We start from the raw sequence: 20,541 nt of genomic DNA on the forward strand, positions 1-20,541 counted from the left end.
GAAGTAAAACTTATTGTAGTCGAATCGAAACTTTAATGTCCATTTATTTTGAACCAAAAAATTAATCTTTACTGTTAAAACCTTGTCCTAAGACAATTCTAAAGCAGTGATATTGAAATAATTCGGTGGTAGAATTCGTCCGCGAAAAGAAAAAAAATTACAGAATTGAACAAATTTTTTGGGGTCTAGTGTCGCATTTAGGTGAATATCGCTGAAAAAACCACCGATAGCCCCATACAAGTTAGTCATAAAATGACTAAACTTTTTGTAAGACTTTCAGTTCTGAAGTCTGACCGCCGCCTATAAAAGATAGGCAAAGATTCGTCAAAACTAAGACGTAAAAGGCGGACTTTAGGCAGGCGAACCAAATTTCAAATTGTAACTATAATTATTTACCGGAGAGTATCTTCCATGAAAAAGACCAAAATCGTTTGTACGATTGGCCCTAAAACCGAATCTGTAGAGAAGTTAACTGAGCTAGTGAACGCAGGCATGAACGTAATGCGCCTGAACTTCTCTCACGGTGATTTCGAAGAACACGGCACTCGTATCGCGAACTTCCGCAAAGTAATGGAAACCACAGGTAAACCTCTTTCTATTCTTCTAGACACTAAAGGTCCTGAAATCCGTACTATCAAGCTTGAAGGCGGTAATGATGTAGAGCTTGTTGCGGGTCAAGAATTCACTTTCACTACTGACACAAGCGTTGTTGGTAACGTAGACACTGTTGCTGTGACTTACCCAGGTTTTGCTAAAGATCTATCAGCAGGTAACACTATTCTTGTTGACGATGGCCTGATCGAAATGGAAGTGCTATCAACAACAGACACAGAAGTGAAATGTAAAGTACTGAACAACGGTGCTCTAGGTGAAAACAAAGGTGTTAACCTACCTGGCGTTTCTGTAAACCTTCCAGCTCTATCTGATAAAGACAAAGGCGACCTAAAATTTGGTTGTGAGCAAGGTGTTGATTTCGTTGCTGCTTCTTTCATCCGTAAAGGTTCTGACGTGAAAGAAATCCGCGAAGTGCTAAAAGCGAACGGCGGCGAAAACATCCAAATCATCTCTAAAATTGAAAACCAAGAAGGTGTTGATAACTTCGACGAAATTCTTGAGCTTTCTGACGGCATCATGGTTGCTCGTGGCGACCTAGGTGTTGAAATCCCAGCAGAAGAAGTTATCTTCGCGCAAAAAATGATGATCGAAAAATGTAACCGCGCACGTAAAGTGGTTATCACTGCAACTCAAATGCTAGATTCGATGATCAAAAACCCTCGTCCAACTCGTGCAGAAGCGGGTGACGTTGCGAACGCCATCATGGACGGAACTGATGCGGTAATGCTATCTGGCGAGACTGCGAAAGGTAAATACCCAGTAGAAGCTGTGACTATCATGGCGCAAATCGCGACTCGCACCGACGCTGCCGTAAAAGCAGAGCTAGGTTCACGTCTTGACAGCCCACGTCTACGTATCACTGAAGCGGTATGTAAAGGTGCTGTAGATACAGCAGAGAAATTGGCTGCACCACTGATTGTTGTTGCAACTGAAGGCGGTAAATCAGCGCGTTCTGTTCGTAAGTACTTCCCAACTGCAAACATTCTTGCTCTAACAACTAACAAGAAAACTGCAGCTCAGCTTGTACTAAGCAAAGGCGTAACACCTATCGTGGTTGACTCAATTGAGAACACTGATGCTTTCTACCACTTAGGTAAAGAAATGGCATTAGAAACTGGTCTAGGTAAAAAAGGTGATATCGTTGTTATGGTCTCTGGTGCATTAGTTGCATCGGGTACAACTAACACTGCGTCTGTACACGTTTTATAATAAACAAGACACATATCAAACAAATGACAAAAAGAGGGCTAAAGCCCTCTTTTTTATTTATTCTTTCTCTTGTCGGACCTGATCGCGCACGGTATTATCCAATAGAAACAGTATAACATACTGCTAATACTAAAATTGTAACAAGGATGCTCAGAGGTAACCGTCGTGTCTAGTCCAACTTTAACCGATAAGGTTTCTAAGTTTATACGCCATGATATACTCACGGGTCAACTGCGCCCAGGACAAAAATTGGTTGTTGCAGAACTAAAAGAAAAATATAACGTAGGCGCTTCTCCTATTCGTGAAGCACTGGTTCAACTCTCTTGGTCTAAGTACGTTAAACTCGAACCCCAAAAAGGCAGTTGGGTTGCGTCAGTTTGCCAAGATGAACTCAAAGATCTCTTTGATAGCTTACGTGTTGTTTCTTCAGTTCTTTTGCAAAAAGCTATTCAATCTGGTGATGAACATTGGGAACTTGATGTACTCACTTCTTTCCACAAATTCTCTCGCTTGGATACACCCAAGACCGATAGCGATTGGACGGAATGGGAAGAACGCCATATGCAATTCCACAAATCTTTAGTGGAAGGTGCCAACTCTAAAACCATGATGGCCTTTTTTAATGATTTGATTAATCAGATCAAACGCTATCGTTATTTCGCTATTACATCGCACCCAGAGAACGAAGACCTCTACAATATTGAACAGCATGAAAAACTGATGAAAGCTGCCTTAGCTAAGGATGCCAAAGCAGCGGCTGAAGTTTTGGAAACTCATCTGTCCAACTCAATGATGGCCATTGAAAAAAGCATTGCAGCAGCTTAACCTGCCGTCATCGCTTGTTTTTCATAATATAAAAACGCCGAGGCATTGCCTCGGCATTTTTATATCGCTATCAACTAAGCAATTTCTTCACAATCCAAACACACTGAAACTTGATTTCGTCCAATGGTCTTTGACTCATATAAGGCAATATCGGCGCATTTATAGCTACGGGTATAGTCGGTTGTAAGTTGGGTAAAGCCAATACTGACTGTCACATGTGTTGAATCATCATTTTGCACTTGCTCGCGCAGACGATTAAGCGCAAGGTTGGCATCCGAGATACTGGTGTTAGGCATGATCACCGCAAATTCTTCACCACCAATACGAGCAAGAAAATCGCTGTACCGAACTTGTGACGCCATGACCCTAGAAATATGGCTGATGATACGATCGCCCTCATCATGGCCAAGTTCGTCGTTAATGCGTTTAAAATGGTCGATATCGATAAGCGCTAAACATGTTGGTTTCGAGCTGTGGTGCAGTTGAGATGTCATCGCACAACGGCGCAATTCCAGCTCAAATTTACGTCGATTCCACAGATCGCTCATAGTATCTTTCTCACTCAGTATGCGCAGCTTTTCTTCAAGCATCTTACGTTCACTGATATCAACAAAAGACACGATGTAATAGCTGAGCTTACCTTTGCTATTAAACGAGCTTTGTACTCGCATAATGGTGGTAATCTCTCGCTCACCAGAATACAGAATCACCTCATCTTCCCAGATATGGTTCTGCTTCACTTCGCTAAACATACTTTTAAGCAGACCTATATGGCTAGGGCCAAGTAAACTTTTAAGCACATTTTTTGATTCAACCAACGGCCCTGATAAGCCAGTTAAACGCGAAAATTCCGGATTCACCAACACCGTTTTGCAGTAACGATCCAAAATCATCACTGCCGACATTCCACTTAATGCCGCACGGGCTAAGTGGCTATCAATACTGTTACGACGATAATACATCAGAGCGAAAATCGTCGGCACAAATACCAACAAACTGATAAACAGTGCAAACCCCGTCTCTCGGTTTAACGCGTAAATTTCATCGGCAGCGAAGCTCATCAGTTGTGATTCACTCAATGAAATAACAACATATGCTCGGTGTTGGTTGGATAAATACATCGTTTGAAAAACGTTCAAGGTACCATTTTCTACCACAAACCCATCCTCAAACTGATGCATTTTTTGCCAAGATTTAGGGAAAAACTGGGCGAATTTGAGCAATTGATTAGAGGAGTCAACTTGATGCGATAGCGCTTCAGGCAGGCGATTTATCACAAAATATCCCTGAGGATCAATCACATAAGATCGAATTAAAGGATCGGAACTGGTATTTATACGGTCCGATATTTTGACAGTATTGAGGCTGAGAACCAAATAACCCACGCGTTGGCCATTCACACTCACTGGTCTAATGAGCTTGGCTTTGAGCTTTTGATGATTTTGTAACGTGTCACTGATTGAAAAACGGTTATCCCACAGCGCGATCTGACCGTCATCGATACTTTCGGCATATTTGAGAATATTCTCTTTCATCAACGCCGCTGAAATCTTAGGTTTATCGCCGAGAGCTCTCTCGTTAGCGGCCGTGGTCACAGGATAGTTACCGCGAATATCCACAAAAGACAGGGACAAAAACATCGGTTGCGACTTAAGTAACACTTGCCAATGTTTCACCAATCGCTGCTGCTCAGGCGTGCTGGAAGTGCGCAGAAATTGTTGAAAAACCTGGCCACCAGCGACAAGTTCAAGGGTGCTACGAAACGCGGTAAATGAGTGCTCATATTCGCTTTGAGTAAAGGCAATATGTTCACGCGCGCGCGCTGTCGTTTCTGAAAGGTTCTGCTGATAAATTTCTTGTACACGTTGGTAGTGATAAAGCGCTGTCATAGCGACAATCAGCACGACAACCGCGATGAGCACTTTAATCAACGTACGACGATACTTCACAACCCAAAACCTAACTTATAAAAAGGTGAGGATTATATAGTATTTAATCAATTTGGTTAAAGTTTTATCACTTAAGGATGATGATTTTTTTAAACTTAAGGTTAGCTTTTATGAAAATAACTAATCCTCTAGTTTGTAAACTACTTCTACTCGATCTCGAATCGTAATCGATGCGTCTTGGTAACTGTCCGATTCCATTCTTGAACTATCCATCTTCATGCTTTTAAGTAGCACGGGTTGAGTATTCGAGTTGTTGTAACGAATTTCCCACACATCACCGAGATCGCGATTAAACCCTTTCGCGAGGGATCGAGCTTTCTGATTCGCATCTTTAATCGCCGCTTGGCGAGCCTGCTCCTGATAAATCGCCTCATCACTGACAGTGAGCTGAATATTGTCAATTTGATTGATACCGTCAACCAAAGCGACTTCAAGAAACTGGTTAAGCTTGCTGATATCTTTCACTGTCACGGCTACATTTCGAGAAGCGCGATAACCGACTAATTCCGGTTTCTCGTCTTTTGGATAATGATACTGTGGCGTCAGATAAAGATTGGAACTGGCGATATTGCTATCGGCTACTCCGGCTTGCTTTAAACTATTCAAAAAACGCCCAACGACATCATCAACTTTTGATTTAGCTTGCTCTGCGGTCATGGTTGATTCAACCACACTGACTGAGAACGTCGCCATATCTGGCTTGGCGACTACTTCACCATAGCCTGAAGTGGTCAAGTGAGGAAAATCGACGGCCAATGCCGGAGCACTCACTCCTAACATCAATGAAGAGCACACTGCAATAAGCGAAAGTTTTGTCATTTGTTTGCATACCTAAACACGATTCCACTCACCATATTAGGCAATTATGGCGAATTAACCATCACTTTAGCGCCAATCTTGCAAAAGCTTAACGCTTTTACTCCTGCTCTAACACAGCTCGGGCATAATCAATAATCGCCTGACTGATCTCTTTCAGAATACCGCTTTCGGCCTGCCAGTGATGCCAATAAATATGACAAGACAGATAGCATTTAGGCGTGACGTTAATCAGCTCTCCTCGTTCCAATTCAGTAAGGATCTGGAGTTTGGGAATTAAACAGTACGCCACACCAGATTGCGCGAGCTTAACAAACGCTTCCGCGCTCGCCACTTGATGGCGCACGGTCCCCTGAATCGATAAGCCGAAAAATTGGCTGAGAAACTGCTGATGTAAATCATCATACTGGTTATAAGACACGGATGGAGCCTGAACTAAACTGTGCTGATTGACACCATCAGCGAAATACCGCTGATAGAATTCTGGACTGGCAACACATACATAATCCATTCGTCCCAAATAATCGGCTAGGCAACCAGACACCGGATGCGCACCGGAGCCAATCGCCCCAGAGACTTCCCCACTTCTGACCTTTTCAATGGTTCGCGCCTCACCATCGACTTGAATCGAGACTTCAACATGGCGACGTTTCATCACAGGCTCTAGGGCGGGAAGCAACCAGGTGGAGAGGCTATCTGCATTGGTGGCAATTGATACCTTCAGTGGTTTATCGAGTGCTTCATTCATTAAGTCTGGAAGCAACTCGCTCTCCATCAACTTCACTCGCCGATATAAGCCCATTAGCTTTTTACCGATTTCTGTCAGCCGCGGCGGCTGCTCTCGAATCAATACTGGCTGGGCAACGAACTTCTCAAGTTGCTTAATCCGCTGAGACACAGCAGATTGCGAAATAAACAACATCATCGCTGCTCGTTCAAAACTCCCTGCCGCAAGTACCGCATCCAAAGCTTCAATGCCTTTGTAATCTAAACCACGCATTTATCACCATTAGAGATACTAATAATTAATTAGAATTATTCATTATACTAATAATCCCAATTTATAATATCTTTCGCGCTCTGAAATATTCATCGTTTGGAGAAGTAATGAATTTCTGGGTTCTGTTGCAAGGGTTTGGACTAGGCGCAACTATGATCATTCCAATTGGGGCACAAAACGCTTACGTGCTCAATCAAGGGATTAAGCGTCACCATCATTTCACTACCGCGACCACTTGCAGTTTGCTAGACATGCTATTCATTTCTTTGGGTATGTTTGGTGGTGGAGCATTGCTTTCACAAAGTCAAACACTGCTTTACGGCGTGACCATTGCGGGCATGGTGTTTTTAACTGTCTATGGTGCGTTATCGCTAAAAAGCGCACTAAAAACTGCGCAGCCAAACGAAGAGGAAACGCCAACCGCGATGAGTTTAGGTCGCAAAGGCGTGATTCTCGGCGCGATTGGGGTCACCGTCTTTAATCCACACCTTTACCTCGATACCGTGGTCATTCTTGGTTCGCTTGGCGGTCAATTTTCTGGTTTAGAGCGTGTTGCATTTGCGCTTGGCACTATGCTCGCATCGATTGTGTGGTTCTACAGCCTTTCTTATGCTGCATCGAAAATGAGCCATATTTTATCGCAGCCTAAAGTGCGCAGGATCATCGATGGTTTGATCGCTGTAATGATGTTTACCATCGCATTTATGCTCAGCAAACAATTATAAAACTCCTTTTTAGTCAGTCCGTCACCCTGAATGCACTTTTCTAAGTGCAAAAAAAAGCGAGGAATCATTCCTCGCTTTTCTCTTTTATAGCGCTTTGGTGCTTATTCTTGTTCACCTTGTGGCGCAGGTGCGTCAACACGGTCAAGATGCACATCCATTTGTGGGAATGGAATTTCGATACCCGCAGCATCCAAGTTCTCTTTGATTTGTTGCATCAAATCAAAGTATACCGGCCAGTAATCCGCGGTTTTCACCCAAGGACGAACCGCAAAATTCACTGAAGAATCGCCAAGCTCTAGAACACCAACCGTTGGCGCTGGGTCTTTTAATAGGCGCGATTCTGCCTCAATGGTTTTCATCAACACTTCTTTGGTTTTCGCCAAGTCAGCGCCGTAAGAAACGCCAATGATCAAATCGATACGACGAGTGTCGTGAGTTGAGTAGTTGGTAATTGGGCCACCGATAACCGATGAGTTTGGTACCACAACCATTTTGTTATCAGGTGTTTTCAAAATGGTTTGGAAAATTTGAATCGAATCGACTGAACCAGCAACGCCGCCCGCTTCAACATAATCGCCAGCTTTAAATGGACGGAAAGCCACGATCAAAACGCCCGCGGCGAAGTTAGAAAGTGAACCTTGCAGAGCCAAGCCAACAGCTAAACCTGCAGCACCGATAACCGCAACCACAGAAGCAGTTTGAACGCCGATACGGCCTAATGCTGCAATCAGTACGATAACAAACAGAAGATAGCGTACTAAGCCGTGAATAAATCCGATAACGGCCTTATCCATTTCCTTACGCTTCAGAAGCTTAGCAACGCTGTTAGCAATCATCTTGGTGATGATGTTACCAACGAAAAGAATCAGGATGGCAGAAAGAATATTGATACCATACTGAATCAAAAGATCTGAGTTATCCGTTAACCAATGTGTCGCCGTTTCTAAACTCTCGGTAATTGGAGTCGGGTCTTCCAACTTCTCACCTGCCATAGTACGTTTCCTCTGAACATGTATAAATTTTGAGTTATCGCGTTACTGCTTCGCGCTGCGCTAGCTAATTGATTCTATTAATCATAACCTGCACTTCACCAAGCATGCCACGAATGATATTTGCTTAAGTCATTGCAATATCAAATATCGTGGTTATCGCTGTTGTTAGACGTAGAGAGTAAGCAAAGCCATGTTAAAGCGCCAGAGCTTTGCCAGTTTTAATCGCTTTGTCTTACTCTTAATTCTCATACGGTAAACATAAAAAAAGCCCGCCAAATGGCGAGCTTTTTAATCATACTAAAAACGAATCGCTTATAGCACGTCAACTGCGTTAAGGTCAGCGAAAGCTTTCTCAAGGCGTTTAACCATAGAAGCTTGACCTGCACGTAGCCATACACGTGGATCGTAGTATTTCTTGTTCGGTGCGTCTTCACCCGTTGGGTTACCGATTTGACCTTGTAGGAAATCGTGGTTTTCCGCTTCGTATTGACGGATACCATCCCAACATGCCCACTGAGTATCAGTATCGATGTTCATTTTGATAACACCGTAAGAGATAGACTCTTGGATTTCAGCTTCAGAAGAACCTGAACCACCGTGGAATACGAAGTTTAGAGAGTTCGCTGGAAGACCGAATTTCTCAGATACGTATTTTTGAGAGTCACGTAGGATAGTTGGAGTTAGAACAACGTTACCTGGTTTGTAAACGCCATGTACGTTACCGAACGAAGCCGCGATAGTGAAACGGTGGCTAATAGCGTTTAGTTTTTCGTAAGCGTATGCAACGTCTTCTGGAGAAGTGTATAGCTCAGAAGCGTCCATATCAGAGTTATCAACGCCGTCTTCTTCACCACCAGTACAACCTAGTTCGATCTCAAGAGTCATGTCCATCTTAGCCATACGCTCTAGGTATTTTGCTGAGATTTCGATGTTTTCTTCTAGAGACTCTTCAGAAAGGTCGATCATGTGAGAAGAGAACAGAGGCTTACCAGTTTGCGCGAAGTGTTGCTCACCAGCGTCTAGTAGGCCGTCGATCCATGGAAGAAGTTTCTTCGCAGCGTGGTCAGTGTGAAGAATAACAGGTACACCGTATGCTTCTGCAACGTTGTGTACGTGTTTTGCACCAGAAATTGCGCCAAGAATTTGTGCACCTTGGCCTTCTAGTTTCACGCCTTTACCAGCGAAGAAAGCAGCACCACCGTTTGAGAACTGAACGATAACTGGTGATTTAACTTTCGCTGCTGCTTCAAGTACTGCGTTGACAGAGTCAGTACCGATACAGTTAACTGCAGGAAGAGCGAAGCCGTTTTCTTTAGCAACTTCAAACACTTTCTGTACGTCATCGCCAGAGATAACACCTGGTTTTACGAAGTCGAAGATCTTAGACATGGATAGAGTCCTATTTATCTGTCGTTTTAATAATAAAACTTATTGTTAAGTATAAAAACTTGTAAATCGCTGCTCACGACTAGCGCTATTTTAGCAAAAATGTCTTATGAACGCAGCAAACATAAAAGCGGGAAATCATTCCCGCTCTCATTATTGATTAAGCTTTAGCGCGTGCTTCTAGCATTTCTACTGCAGGAAGAACTTTACCTTCAACAAACTCAAGGAAAGCACCGCCGCCAGTTGAGATGTAAGACACGTCAGCCTTGATACCAAACTTGTCGATAGCCGCTAGCGTGTCACCACCACCAGCAACAGAGAAGCCTTCAGAAGCAGCAATCGCTTCAGAGATACCTTTAGTACCCGCTTCAAAGTTCTTGAATTCAAATACGCCAACAGGGCCGTTCCATAGGATGGTTTTCGCATCTTTAAGAATTGCTGCAAGCTCTGCAGTTGAATCAGGACCAAGGTCAAAAATCATGTCGTCGTCTTGAACGTCAGCAACGTTTTTGATCTCTGCTTCTGCGTTTTCGTCAAATGCTTTTGCACAAGCTACGTCAGTCGCAACTGGAATCGCACACTCTTCCATTAGCTTCTTAGCAGTATCCACTAGGTCAGCTTCGTATAGAGATTTACCGACATTGTGGCCAGCAGCCGCAATGAAAGTGTTGGCGATACCACCACCAACAACAAGTTGGTCAGCGATTTTAGATAGTGACTCAAGAACCGTCAGTTTAGTCGATACTTTAGAACCACCAACGATAGCCACCATTGGGCGCGCTGGGTTATCCATTGCTTTACCAAGTGCATCAAGTTCGTTCGCCAATAGAGGGCCCGCACAAGCGATTGGCGCATGCATGCCAACACCGTGAGTAGATGCTTGAGCACGGTGAGCCGTACCAAATGCATCCATAACGAACACGTCACAAAGTGCCGCGTATTTCTTAGACAATTCTTCTTCGTTTTTCTTTTCGCCTTTGTTGAAGCGAACGTTTTCTAGAACCACCAATTCACCAGCGTTAAGCTCTAGGCCGTCTAGGTAATCTTTTGCCAGTTTTACTTCGCAATCTAGTGCGTCGTTTAGGTAGTTCACAACAGGTTGTAGAGAGAACTCATCAGCGTACTCGCCTTCAGTTGGGCGACCAAGGTGAGAGGTAACCATTACTTTAGCGCCAGCTTCTAGGCAGTGCTTGATAGTTGGAAGAGACGCAAGAATACGTGCGTCAGAAGTCACTTTGCCATCTTTTACTGGCACGTTTAGGTCAGCACGAATGAATACGCGTTTACCTGCTAGGTCCAGGTCAGTCATCTTGATTACAGACATGGTTTGTCCTCTCAAATTAAGTAAAGTTTTTTAGTAAGCCCGGCACCCCTGCCGAACCTGAGAATCTTTAAATTATCATCTGTTATGGAGGCAATTTTCATTTATTTCAAGCTTAGAAATAAATATTTTTACTCCATGGCGCCTAGTGGCTATCGGACGCCTGCATCGCGAGCGCAGTATCCAACATGCGGTTCGCAAAGCCCCATTCGTTATCGCACCAGACCAGCATTTTTACTAGCCGTCCGTCACTGACTCGGGTCTGTGTGCCATCAACAATCGCACTATGGGGATCGTGGTTAAAATCGATGGAAACCAGAGGTGCTTCAGTATAGTCAACAATGTTGTGTAATGTACACTGAGACGCCTTGACTATGGTTTGATTTACGTCATTAACTTTCACGTTTGTATTAATTGTGACACTCAAATCCATCGCGGTGACATTTACTGTGGGGACACGCACTGAAATCGCTTCAAACTTGTTGGAAAATTTCGGAAATATCCGTTCTATCCCTTTGTGCAGTTTGGTATCAACCGGAATGATCGATTGGCTCGCGGCGCGGGTTCTGCGTAAGTCGGAATGATACGCGTCGATCACCTGTTGATCGTTCATTGATGAGTGAATCGTGGTAATGGTGCCAGAATCGATGCCAAACGCCTCATCTAACACTTTGATGATCGGAACAATACAGTTGGTGGTACACGAACCGTTAGAGACGACTTTATGTTTTGCTTGTAAAGTCTCATGATTGACACCATAAATGATGGTGTTATCGACATCACTCGCACCGGGATGAGAAAACAATACTTTCTTGGCACCCGCTTGGATGTGCAACTGGCCATCGGCTTGCGAGCCAAAAACACCGGTGCAGTCAAGTACGATATCAACGTCCAAATCACGCCAAGGCAAAAGTTCAATTTCAGCTAAATGCAGAATGCGGATTGTATCGAATTGTTCCGCATCGTGGTGAACGTAGAGATGCTCTTGATCGTTGCTAATTCGCTTACCAAAGCGACCATGGCTGGTGTCATATTGCAACAGGTGTGACATCGCATCCGGCTGCGCTAACTCATTAACCGCAACCACTTTGATCTGTTGGCTTTTACCACTTTCGTAAATCGCACGTAATACATTGCGACCAATCCGACCAAATCCATTAATGGCAACTTTTAGCATCACTCCATCGCTCTGACATAACTTTCGAGGCACAGATAGTACCCGATTCATCAGGTTAACGCATCAATGAATAATGGAACGTATTGTTACTTAAACGTAAAAAAGCCGGTTCGCACCGGCTTTGACTATTAACAATTATGCAAACTCAATTAAAAGCTCACATCTAAACCTAACCAGTAGCGACGGCCATCTTCCACATAGCCATAATCGTCATAGTTAACGTCTTCATCCAGAAGGTTATAAATCGCCGCTTTCAGACGCGTGTTATCGGTCAAGTCATAGGTAATACCCGCATCAACAAACGTATATGACGGAGCGATGGTTGAAGAGCGGCTACTCGAAGGATCGGACTCTTTGCCGTGGTAAGTCACTTTTGCCCAACTATTGAGTAGTTCCGTCGCAAGCCAATCAACTTGGGTTGAAAACAGATGCTTTGGCAATTGGTTTAAAGGCATACCCGCGTAATCGCCAGTTTTCTGTTTGGAATAGGTGTAGGTGTAGCTCGCCTTCCACTGCCAATCATCGCCAATCGGCGTATCAATCGACGCTTCAACGCCACGCGTCACCGCTTTGTCGACGTTGGTATAAATTCGTGGTGAACTGCCCCATGAGTTATCGCCTTCAGTACACACGGATGAATCACAATCAACGCTGGTGATCTTATCTTTAAAGTCATTATTAAACAGACCAAGCGACGCTTGAAGACCGAACTGCGCGTTATAAATTAAGTTCAACTCTTCACTCACACTGGTCTCGGGATCAAGATCGGAGTTACCGTGAATATTGCCGCCGCGTGAAACCGAAATCCAATCGTCACTGGCTTGGCGAAGCTCTGGCGCTTTGAAACCGGTTGAGACGCCGCCTTTGAGCGTCCAGGCTGACGTAACATCCCACACTGCGTAAAGACGCGGACTGAAATGCGAGCCGTAATCTTCGTTGTAATCAAAGCGCCCACCAGCTGTTAGCGCAAAACTATCAAATACTCGCCACTCATCTTCAACAAATAGCGCCCCTTGGCTATTACTCAGTTCAGTAATGGTGCCACCAGTATTACCCGTGTCATCATTGAGTTTGGCATATTCTCCCTGCAAACCAAGGCTGAGCGTGTGTACTTTAAACGGCAGCACGAACGTCGATTTAGCGGTGCTATTTTCCAGCGTCATTTCTCGCGATTCATTGTCGCTGCGCTCAAACTGCAGATAACTGTCACTGCGCACAGTACTGCCCCAACGACCAGTGTGACTCAACGCAAACGAGCTGCGATCGTAGCTGTTATCACTATCGCCATCGCCTTCGGCAACTGAGACACCGTCCGTCCCAACGCGGCGCTGCTTAGTAATATCAGCGCTAAACGCCAGCTCTTGCTGCTCGCTAATTTGGTAAGTCAGTTTCGAACCAATCGAACGCAGGGTTTTGTCTTCAAAACCGTTCTCAATGTTGTCTTCGTCGCGATGGGTATTTTGACCATAAACTTGGAGAGAAAGGGCGTCAGTCAGCGGACCATTGACAAAAAAGTTCACGCTTTGCTCATCACCCGAATCGCGATTTTCTTGCATCACAGTGCCGAGTTGTACATTACCACTCCAGTGCTGAGACGATTTCTTGGTAATTACGTTAATCACACCGCCCATAGCTTCCGAGCCATATAGGGTCGACATCGGGCCGCGAATCACTTCAATGCGCTCAATGGCTTCAAGAGGAGGCAACCAAGCCGCTTCAATTCCTGGGCCATCACTATTGGGGCGAGTCTGACGCGACGACAGACGTTTGCCATCAACCAAAATCAAAGTGTATTTCGACCCCATACCACGAATGCTGATATCTTTGCCATCTCCGCCATCCGTTACGACAACGCCAGGTACGCTGGTTAGCGCGTCGGTCACATCACGGTAATATTTTGAGGCGAGCTCCTCTTGAGTTATCACCGTAACGCTCGCAGGAGCGTTAGTTTGGATTTGCTCAAAACCAGCCGCCGTGACCACCATTGTTTCGGTTGCGCTATCTTGAGCTAACGCTTGGGTTGAAAGCACTCCAACCACGCCACTCATCACTGCCATTACCTGGCGTTTAATGCTAGACATCTTCAACTCCTATCTTGATAATAATTATCATTTGAATATTGAGGATTATTCACATTCGTGATTGAATTGATAGTTAGATTAATGGAATGCCTCATCCCAAATATGGAACCTAACTCACGCGCAAGAGATTAAGCAGATGCATGACCTGAGTTCAATAAGAGCCTTTGATGCCCTAAATGAACACAAAAGTTTGACCGCCGCCGCCAAGGCACTCAATCAGCCTAAATCGACGATTAGCCGCCGTTTGGCTCAGCTCGAAGCCGACGTTGGCCAAGCCTTGACGATTCGCCAAGGTAATCGCCTAGTGATCACGAAAGCGGGGCAAGTGTTTGCGCGCTATAGCAAAAAGATGCTCGAGCTGGCAGATGAGAGCCAAGACGCGATTCAAGGGCTGAATAATCAAGTCTCTGGAGAGCTGCAAATTATTTGTCACCCTGCCCTGATGCGCGGTTGGATAAGCACAGCGTTAAATCGGTTTTTGGCCGATAACCCTAAAGTGCGCATTCGTATGAGCAGCGAATATGTGGCGGATATTCACAATCCAGATCTGATTGTATGGGTAGGGCAAATTCCTGACTTGGATTGGCGCAAACAAACGCTTGGCCATTGGTATTACAGCGCTTACGCAGCGCCTGACTATTTGGCTAATCAGCCAAAAATCAACCATCCTAAGCAGCTTCAACAGCACCCTTGGATAGATTTTGGTTCGGTGCGAGAGGCAGGGTTGGTGCTTAATCATCATCAAGCTGGCGACTATTTTCTCGAACCGATTGAAAGTCGGCTGCAGTGCGATAATTTGGCGTTACAAGTTGATTCTATCGCTAATGGCAATGGGATTGGCTTACTGCCCAAAAGCATGGCTAATGGCTATTTACAGCATCATCCGGGGCGCATTGTCGACTGCCTACCAGGTTGGCAAACCGAGCCGGTTGAAATTAACTATTACACTCAAGTTGGACGCCCACCAAGACGCTTACTGGCACTGGTTGATGTGCTTGAACAAAACGTCCCAGACACGTGGCAAAAGCAATATCCATAATCCATTGTTAATCAAAAACGGCATAACTGCGAAACATAACAAAGGGGCAATAAGCCCCTTTTATTTTTTAACCATTTTTACGTCACTGGTCTTTAATATCGTCACTTCTCAGCCACTCTGATCGCTTTACTGGGTTACCACTTCCAGTTCATCGCTGACTTTTTTCACATCGTCAGTATTTTTCGCCAGCATCACCGCCAGCTGCTGCATTTCATCGGATGTGACGTCACCTTTAAGCGTCACAACACCTTGGTCGACATCAACGTTGATATCGGTGCCGTTGACTTCGGGATCAAGCAATAAGGACGTTTTTACTACCGTAGCAATTTTCGCATCGAGCACATTTTGGCTGATGCTCGAATCCTGCTGTTCTTTATCCATCACAGTAAGTGTATTATCGACCTCTTTGACGCCATCGATATTACGTACCAGCTCGCTGGCTAAACGTTTTTCCACTTGCGAATCAACATCACCGGTTAAATACACTACGCCGTCTTTGACATCTGTGTTGATATCAAAACTGTTTAAATCACCATTAAACAATAAGGTCGCTTCGGCTTTACCATCAATCCAAGCATCGTGAGCATCGTCGGTCCAACCGTTTGACGTAGCTTGAGTCGACGCCATGGCGCTAAACGCTGTAACACCACACGCTAAAATGACAGTTCGGGTCAACGTAGAAAGCTTGTTATTCATCTCGTTTCCTCCTTATCAGGAATGCGTATTCATGGGTTGCAATTTAGAACTTGCCAATAGCATGCCAAAATATTTAATCAATAAAATCAAAACCTTAAAATTCCATCATTTCACTGGTCTATTGAGATATGAAATTATTGCCCACTGACCTGTAACTTATTCAGACACATTGCTTTAAATAGCGGCCAAGGTGTAAATCAGCAATAACCTGCGCCAATCCTTCAATAACACCTTGTTATTTAAGACGTTTTACCGTTAAATGGGTAGCTTCCACTTCCATCTGCAAAGCCGCCACCCAATACGACACTTTGTGCGCAAGATGGTCAGACTCTAAGTTCTTCACTAATACTTTCCCTTTATTTATTAACTCCTTATCGTTACTGACTAAGCCAGACATCAGTTCAATATCTTCGTTATTTTGTGGCGGTTTCGGGTTCATAAACAGCGGATAAGGCGTATCGATCGCCTGGCGCAAATCGCGCGTCGCCTGACTTTTTAGCAAGGTCAAGCGCATTAATGAACGGTACAAGCTGCTGTTTTCTATACGATGTGATAAAAATCGAGCGCTCATATAGCTTTTGTCCAACCATGCAATCATCAAACGAACCAGACGTTCATCTCTCGAGGTAATACATAGCTTTCGGGCTTGATTAGTCACAATCTCCTCCGTTGTTGATTGATCATTGATAATCATCACCTATCAATCTTCGTACCAAGTTTTAGGTTATGAATTAGTTAAAGTCTGGTAAAAAATACCGCAGCCACCTTGTTGCTTTGTAAGGATTTACGTACATTAACCACTCATTAACTACCGAGGAAAGCTAATGAGCTTACCGATTTTGTTTGTCCATTTAGCTAATTCAGAGTTGTACTCTTCGCTAATTCAATGCTCCGCTCTATCGGAGTTTTCCGTGGTGCAAACCGATGTCGGCGGCCATTGGTTAACTCAGCTAGAGTCATCCTCCGCGCATGCCGCAATTATCGATACCAGCGAACTTAGCCAGCAACAACTAAGCGAACTCACCACCAGCTCCGCGTTTACGCACAGCGACGTCATTTTATTTAGTGACGGTCAGCCTAATCCGCAAATAGACCAACTGATGTTAAGCGGTAGCGTGTTTCATTTTCGCTCGCCGGTCGACTTTGAATCGGTCAACGACACCTTGATCGATATCGCCAGTTACCACCATGACAGCAGTGCCAAACGTAAAGCGGTCAACAGCAGTCACTTGGATCAATTTGGCTTGTTGGTAGGCTCATCGCGAGAAATGCATCAGTTGTATCGCACGTTGCGCCGCGTAGCGAAAACCGAATCCAACGTATTTATCATTGGTGAAAGTGGCTCAGGTAAAGAGCTAGTTGCTAATACCGTGCATCTTGCCAGTGACCGTAACCACAAACCGTTTATCGCCGTTAACTGCGGCGCCATCAGCCCAGAGCTGGTAGACAGTGAACTGTTTGGTCATGAGAAAGGCGCGTTTACTGGTGCGCATAAAAATCACTCTGGCGTCTTTAAACAAGCTGAGGGCGGCACACTATTTCTCGATGAAGTCACCGAAATGCCTCTGGAACATCAAGTAAAATTACTGCGTGTGCTTGAAACCGGAGAGTACCGCCCAGTGGGCAGTCAACAAACCCTCAAAGCTAATGTTCGAGTGGTAGCGGCCACCAACCGCGACCCGCAAAAAGCCATTGAAAACGAGCGTTTTCGCGAAGACTTGTATTTTCGTCTGTCACAGTTTCCGGTCCACGTTCCACCACTGCGTGAGCGCAATGAGGATGTCACGGGGTTAGCGCTACACTTTCTCGCTCATCGCAATACCGAAGAAAAACTCAATAAGTCGATCACTAACGAAGCGTTAAACGCCATTGCCGAACATTCATGGCCTGGCAATGTGCGTGAGCTGAAACACTGCATCGAACGAGCGTATATTCTGGCTGATCAACAAATCGACCAGCAACACTTAGTATTTGATACTCCGCCGCTACAATCCCCTTCGAGTATTGAAGAGAGTATCCCTGCAGGTGTTGCACTAGAAGAGATTGAGCGTGCGGCCATCATGAACACGCTGGCCGAAAATCAGGGCAACAAAACAGATACCGCCTCGGATCTCGGTATCAGTGTCAAAACCCTGTACAACAAACTTGAGCGCTACCAAGCCAAAGAGTAATGACGCTTCACTTAAAGCTTTAACTACACTTCAGATTGGGTATTGGCGAGCGTGCTGTCTGCTGGCACCAATACCCAAAGTGAGTTAGGTTTCACCTGCATTTTCAGCCCATCATCTTCAAATAACTCGCCATCAATCGCGTATTTCAAACCTTGCTGACCTTGGATTTCAATCGTCGTGACATGACGATGCTCGACGACATCATCGATGCTGCGCTGGGTTAAACCATTGAATAGCAATTCGGTTAATGACCAAACTTGATCACTGACTTTTTCACCACTTGGTAACCAAGTGACATCCAACTGGCCATCTTGAGCATCAGGCTGGCCTTTGCCCTGTGCCAGTAGGGTGCTAAATGGCGCGGCATTGGCAATCACTAAGCTGCCAGTTTGCAAAGTTTGCTCGGATTCACCATCAAATTTCACCGTTAACGACAGCGCCTGATTGTTGCTGACCGCATTAAAGAAACCACGCAAATACGCCCCTTGTCCTTGATCGTTTTTTTCATCGCGATTGGCAAACTCGATCATTTGCTGCTCAAAACCGACTGCCACCACCATCAACGCCAACCGTTCGTTGCACTGCGCGGTATCGATTTTGACCGCTGCCCCTTGAGTTAACACTTCGCACGCCAGTGGAATCGGCACCAACTTAGATTTTACGCCCCATAAAGCATGCGCAAGCGAGTTCGCCGTACCAAGCGGCAATATTCCCATTTGAATATCGCTACCCACAATTTGACTGGCCACCGCATTCAGTGTGCCATCACCACCTGCGGCGATGATCAGTTTCGGCTGCTTTTTCTTGGCTTGTTTTGCCAAGCTTTCGGCGCTGACCGATTCGGTGGTCTCTTTGATGGTAAGACGATAATAAGGCGCTAACGCCTCAAGAATTTGCGCTTTATTTTCTGGCCATTTTCCACCGCCAGAAACCGGGTTGGCGATAATCCAAGCTGGTGGCTTAGCAAAACCAAATTCCGAATGTTTTACGTATTCACTCAACGCTTGGTACTGGCGCTGATTAAGCCTTGCGTGCAATCGAATCGATTGAATCTGTGCCATCACTTCATCCAAGCTTTTGTGCGGTGATTCAGCAAGCAAATACGCCGCCATCACAAACACCGAACGCCCACGCCCTAATGCACAGTGCACCACAACATTACGCCCATTGCGACGCTGACTGTCTATCCAGCGAATAGATTGCATTAAGCTGTCAAAATCGGGGTAAGAGTGGTCTAAAACGGGAATGTTGAGATATTCGATATCCTTGCCAAGCAGCGACAAGTTAAAACTGTCAAACTCTGCCGTGGCATCAAAAATGGCGCGAATTTTATTATGATTAAGAACATCGACATCCATTGGCGTCAGACGCGATGCTAAATACAAACCCGGTTCGATTTCCTGAATCACAGGATCGCCAGATCGTACTTGCACAATGCGGTTATAAATCTGCACCCCAAACATAAATGGCCAGAACAATACCCGCACCAAATGTGGAATTCGCCCGCCTTGGCGTTTGCGAAAAATCATGCCGTTATTTTTGTAATAAGCAAACGCCACTAGCCCAAGAGCAATGGCCGTCCACAACGCCAATAGCGAGATGATGGTCCAAGGACTGATGATGGCAAGCGCCAGAGCGAGTAAGCAGCCATTAAAATAGTAGTGAGCAACTTTCATTCTTCCTCTCGAGATCTGGTTTATCGATGTATAAACGATGCGATATGGGTCGATATAGTTCGATGAAATCTGCATAAAAAAGCCCCCATTCAGGGGGCAGTTCAAGATAAGTCTAGCTAGGTTTATCTGTTTAGCCCGCTAAAGCATTAAATCAGCGGCGAAGATAACCAAGGGTTAGCAGTCAGTATCTTTGGCGTCGACACCTTCTTTAATGTCTTCACAGGTATCTTCAATCGCGTTACCTGCATCTGTCGCTGCATCATCGACAGCATCGCTGGCGTCAGACATGGTTTGGTCAACTTGTTCACCGGCTTTTTCTGCTGGACCTTGATCGTTACAAGCACTTAGGCCAAAAGCGAATGAGGCAAAAAGTAAAGTCATCAGTGCGGTTTTAATTGATAGCTTCATGTGTGCTCCTTAGGTTATTCAAACATCATTTTTGTTTCTTCACCCTATGACTAAAGCGAAAGCCGTGCCAAATTAATTACCAATTAAAAATCAGATAGTTAACACTTAGCAAACAATCAAAATTACGCCAAATGTGTAATTCCTACATACCGCGCAGAAAAACTTTCCCGGCCAAAAATAAAAAAAGAGGGCCTAACGCCCTCTTTTTATTCCGATAAATAAAGAATTGGTACTTATACGAAACGCTTTATACCGGCACTTTTATTACAAAATCTCTTTTGCGACTTTGACAACGTTTTCAGTCGTAAAGCCAAATAGCTTGAACAGTTCGCCTGCTGGTGCTGACTCACCGAAGGTCGTCATACCTACAACGCGACCGCCAAAGCCAACGTATTTGTACCAGTAATCAGCGATACCCGCTTCAACTGCAACGCGTGCAGTGACGTCTGCAGGCA

18 protein-coding genes are annotated in these 20,541 nt (G+C 44.9%); 5 read left to right on the forward strand and 13 right to left on the reverse strand.

The window, feature by feature from the left end; all coding sequences use genetic code 11:
* Positions 1-411 precede the first annotated feature (411 nt).
* Together pykF and BLS03_RS13465 are read left to right on the forward strand one after the other, a co-directional pair.
* On the forward strand, positions 412-1,824 hold the full coding sequence (gene pykF, locus BLS03_RS13460; protein WP_093274822.1) for a pyruvate kinase PykF: 1,413 nt from the start codon (positions 412-414) through the stop codon (positions 1,822-1,824).
* Positions 1,825-1,989: 165 nt separating this feature from the next.
* Entirely contained in the window at positions 1,990-2,649 is a 660-nt protein-coding gene (locus BLS03_RS13465) for a GntR family transcriptional regulator (RefSeq protein WP_093274825.1), read from the forward strand.
* Positions 2,650-2,723: 74 nt separating this feature from the next.
* On the opposite strand, the gene BLS03_RS13470 is transcribed toward BLS03_RS13465, so the two are convergent.
* From BLS03_RS13470 to BLS03_RS13480, 3 genes are all read right to left on the reverse strand, one after another.
* Positions 2,724-4,598: a sensor domain-containing diguanylate cyclase gene (locus BLS03_RS13470; RefSeq protein WP_093274828.1), complete on the reverse strand. Its 1,875-nt coding sequence runs from the start codon at positions 4,596-4,598 to the stop codon at positions 2,724-2,726.
* A gap of 120 nt (positions 4,599-4,718) precedes the next feature.
* Entirely contained in the window at positions 4,719-5,417 is a 699-nt protein-coding gene (locus BLS03_RS13475; RefSeq protein WP_093274831.1) for an oxidative stress defense protein, read from the reverse strand.
* A 97-nt stretch (positions 5,418-5,514) separates the two neighbouring features.
* Positions 5,515-6,414 (reverse strand): LysR family transcriptional regulator ArgP, encoded by a 900-nt coding sequence (locus tag BLS03_RS13480; RefSeq protein WP_093274833.1) that lies wholly within the window; start codon positions 6,412-6,414, stop codon positions 5,515-5,517.
* A gap of 107 nt (positions 6,415-6,521) precedes the next feature.
* Between BLS03_RS13480 and BLS03_RS13485 the strand changes: the two genes are divergently transcribed.
* Positions 6,522-7,139: a LysE/ArgO family amino acid transporter gene (locus BLS03_RS13485; protein ID WP_093274836.1), complete on the forward strand. Its 618-nt coding sequence runs from the start codon at positions 6,522-6,524 to the stop codon at positions 7,137-7,139.
* A gap of 101 nt (positions 7,140-7,240) precedes the next feature.
* Here the strand turns inward: BLS03_RS13485 and mscS are convergent, their stop codons facing one another.
* From mscS to BLS03_RS13510, 5 genes are all read right to left on the reverse strand, one after another.
* The gene (gene mscS / locus BLS03_RS13490; protein WP_093274838.1) at positions 7,241-8,131 is read right to left on the reverse strand and encodes a small-conductance mechanosensitive channel MscS; all 891 of its coding nucleotides are present in this window, start codon (positions 8,129-8,131) and stop codon (positions 7,241-7,243) included.
* Positions 8,132-8,443: 312 nt separating this feature from the next.
* A complete protein-coding gene (fbaA, locus tag BLS03_RS13495) occupies positions 8,444-9,520 on the reverse strand; it encodes a class II fructose-bisphosphate aldolase (protein ID WP_093274841.1) in 1,077 nt (358 codons plus the stop codon).
* Between the two features lie 157 nt (positions 9,521-9,677).
* Entirely contained in the window at positions 9,678-10,841 is a 1,164-nt protein-coding gene (locus BLS03_RS13500; protein ID WP_093274843.1) for a phosphoglycerate kinase, read from the reverse strand.
* A 142-nt stretch (positions 10,842-10,983) separates the two neighbouring features.
* Positions 10,984-12,015 carry an erythrose-4-phosphate dehydrogenase gene (gene epd, locus BLS03_RS13505; protein WP_093274846.1) on the reverse strand — a complete coding sequence of 344 codons (1,032 nt, stop codon included), beginning with the start codon at positions 12,013-12,015 and terminating at the stop codon, positions 10,984-10,986.
* 149 nt (positions 12,016-12,164) lie between these two features.
* Entirely contained in the window at positions 12,165-14,096 is a 1,932-nt protein-coding gene (locus tag BLS03_RS13510; protein WP_093274849.1) for a TonB-dependent receptor domain-containing protein, read from the reverse strand.
* A 136-nt stretch (positions 14,097-14,232) separates the two neighbouring features.
* Here BLS03_RS13510 and BLS03_RS13515 point away from each other — a divergent pair, with 136 nt between their 5' ends.
* Positions 14,233-15,135 (forward strand): LysR family transcriptional regulator, encoded by a 903-nt coding sequence (locus tag BLS03_RS13515; RefSeq protein WP_093274854.1) that lies wholly within the window; start codon positions 14,233-14,235, stop codon positions 15,133-15,135.
* Between the two features lie 126 nt (positions 15,136-15,261).
* On the opposite strand, the gene BLS03_RS13520 is transcribed toward BLS03_RS13515, so the two are convergent.
* On the reverse strand, positions 15,262-15,831 hold the full coding sequence (locus BLS03_RS13520; RefSeq protein ID WP_218122005.1) for a BON domain-containing protein: 570 nt from the start codon (positions 15,829-15,831) through the stop codon (positions 15,262-15,264).
* Positions 15,832-16,066: 235 nt separating this feature from the next.
* On the reverse strand, positions 16,067-16,489 hold the full coding sequence (locus BLS03_RS13525; protein WP_143015627.1) for a hypothetical protein: 423 nt from the start codon (positions 16,487-16,489) through the stop codon (positions 16,067-16,069).
* A gap of 166 nt (positions 16,490-16,655) precedes the next feature.
* Between BLS03_RS13525 and BLS03_RS13530 the strand changes: the two genes are divergently transcribed.
* Positions 16,656-18,002, forward strand: coding sequence for a sigma-54 interaction domain-containing protein (locus BLS03_RS13530; RefSeq protein WP_093274860.1), 1,347 nt, complete (start codon positions 16,656-16,658; stop codon positions 18,000-18,002).
* Between the two features lie 23 nt (positions 18,003-18,025).
* Here BLS03_RS13530 and BLS03_RS13535 read toward each other — a convergent pair whose 3' ends face one another.
* The 3 genes from BLS03_RS13535 to BLS03_RS13545 form a co-directional block, all read right to left on the reverse strand.
* A complete protein-coding gene (locus BLS03_RS13535; RefSeq protein ID WP_093274862.1) occupies positions 18,026-19,753 on the reverse strand; it encodes a diacylglycerol kinase family protein in 1,728 nt (575 codons plus the stop codon).
* Positions 19,754-19,852: 99 nt separating this feature from the next.
* Positions 19,853-20,086, reverse strand: coding sequence for a hypothetical protein (locus BLS03_RS13540; protein WP_176765589.1), 234 nt, complete (start codon positions 20,084-20,086; stop codon positions 19,853-19,855).
* Between the two features lie 264 nt (positions 20,087-20,350).
* Positions 20,351-20,541, reverse strand: a 191-nt coding sequence (locus BLS03_RS13545) for a transketolase-like TK C-terminal-containing protein (RefSeq protein ID WP_143015628.1), incomplete at its 5' end; no start/stop codon positions are given.

The sequence above is a fragment of the Vibrio xiamenensis genome (assembly GCF_900100015.1).
Lineage (GTDB): Bacteria > Pseudomonadota > Gammaproteobacteria > Enterobacterales > Vibrionaceae > Vibrio > Vibrio xiamenensis.

What these genes read in the sequence shown, in the direction of transcription:
- BLS03_RS13540 (WP_176765589.1), bottom strand. Translation starts at nt 20,086, where the DNA reads ATGAAGCTATCAATTAAAACCGCACTGATGACTTTACTTTTTGCCTCA.
- BLS03_RS13485 (WP_093274836.1), top strand. Translation starts at nt 6,522, where the DNA reads ATGAATTTCTGGGTTCTGTTGCAAGGGTTTGGACTAGGCGCAACTATG.
- fbaA (WP_093274841.1), bottom strand. Translation starts at nt 9,520, where the DNA reads ATGTCTAAGATCTTCGACTTCGTAAAACCAGGTGTTATCTCTGGCGAT.
- BLS03_RS13500 (WP_093274843.1), bottom strand. Translation starts at nt 10,841, where the DNA reads ATGTCTGTAATCAAGATGACTGACCTGGACCTAGCAGGTAAACGCGTA.
- pykF (WP_093274822.1), top strand. Translation starts at nt 412, where the DNA reads ATGAAAAAGACCAAAATCGTTTGTACGATTGGCCCTAAAACCGAATCT.
- BLS03_RS13480 (WP_093274833.1), bottom strand. Translation starts at nt 6,414, where the DNA reads ATGCGTGGTTTAGATTACAAAGGCATTGAAGCTTTGGATGCGGTACTT.
- mscS (WP_093274838.1), bottom strand. Translation starts at nt 8,131, where the DNA reads ATGGCAGGTGAGAAGTTGGAAGACCCGACTCCAATTACCGAGAGTTTA.
- BLS03_RS13515 (WP_093274854.1), top strand. Translation starts at nt 14,233, where the DNA reads ATGCATGACCTGAGTTCAATAAGAGCCTTTGATGCCCTAAATGAACAC.
- BLS03_RS13520 (WP_218122005.1), bottom strand. Translation starts at nt 15,831, where the DNA reads ATGAATAACAAGCTTTCTACGTTGACCCGAACTGTCATTTTAGCGTGT.
- epd (WP_093274846.1), bottom strand. Translation starts at nt 12,015, where the DNA reads ATGCTAAAAGTTGCCATTAATGGATTTGGTCGGATTGGTCGCAATGTA.
- BLS03_RS13510 (WP_093274849.1), bottom strand. Translation starts at nt 14,096, where the DNA reads ATGTCTAGCATTAAACGCCAGGTAATGGCAGTGATGAGTGGCGTGGTT.
- BLS03_RS13530 (WP_093274860.1), top strand. Translation starts at nt 16,656, where the DNA reads ATGAGCTTACCGATTTTGTTTGTCCATTTAGCTAATTCAGAGTTGTAC.
- BLS03_RS13535 (WP_093274862.1), bottom strand. Translation starts at nt 19,753, where the DNA reads ATGCAGATTTCATCGAACTATATCGACCCATATCGCATCGTTTATACA.
- BLS03_RS13475 (WP_093274831.1), bottom strand. Translation starts at nt 5,417, where the DNA reads ATGACAAAACTTTCGCTTATTGCAGTGTGCTCTTCATTGATGTTAGGA.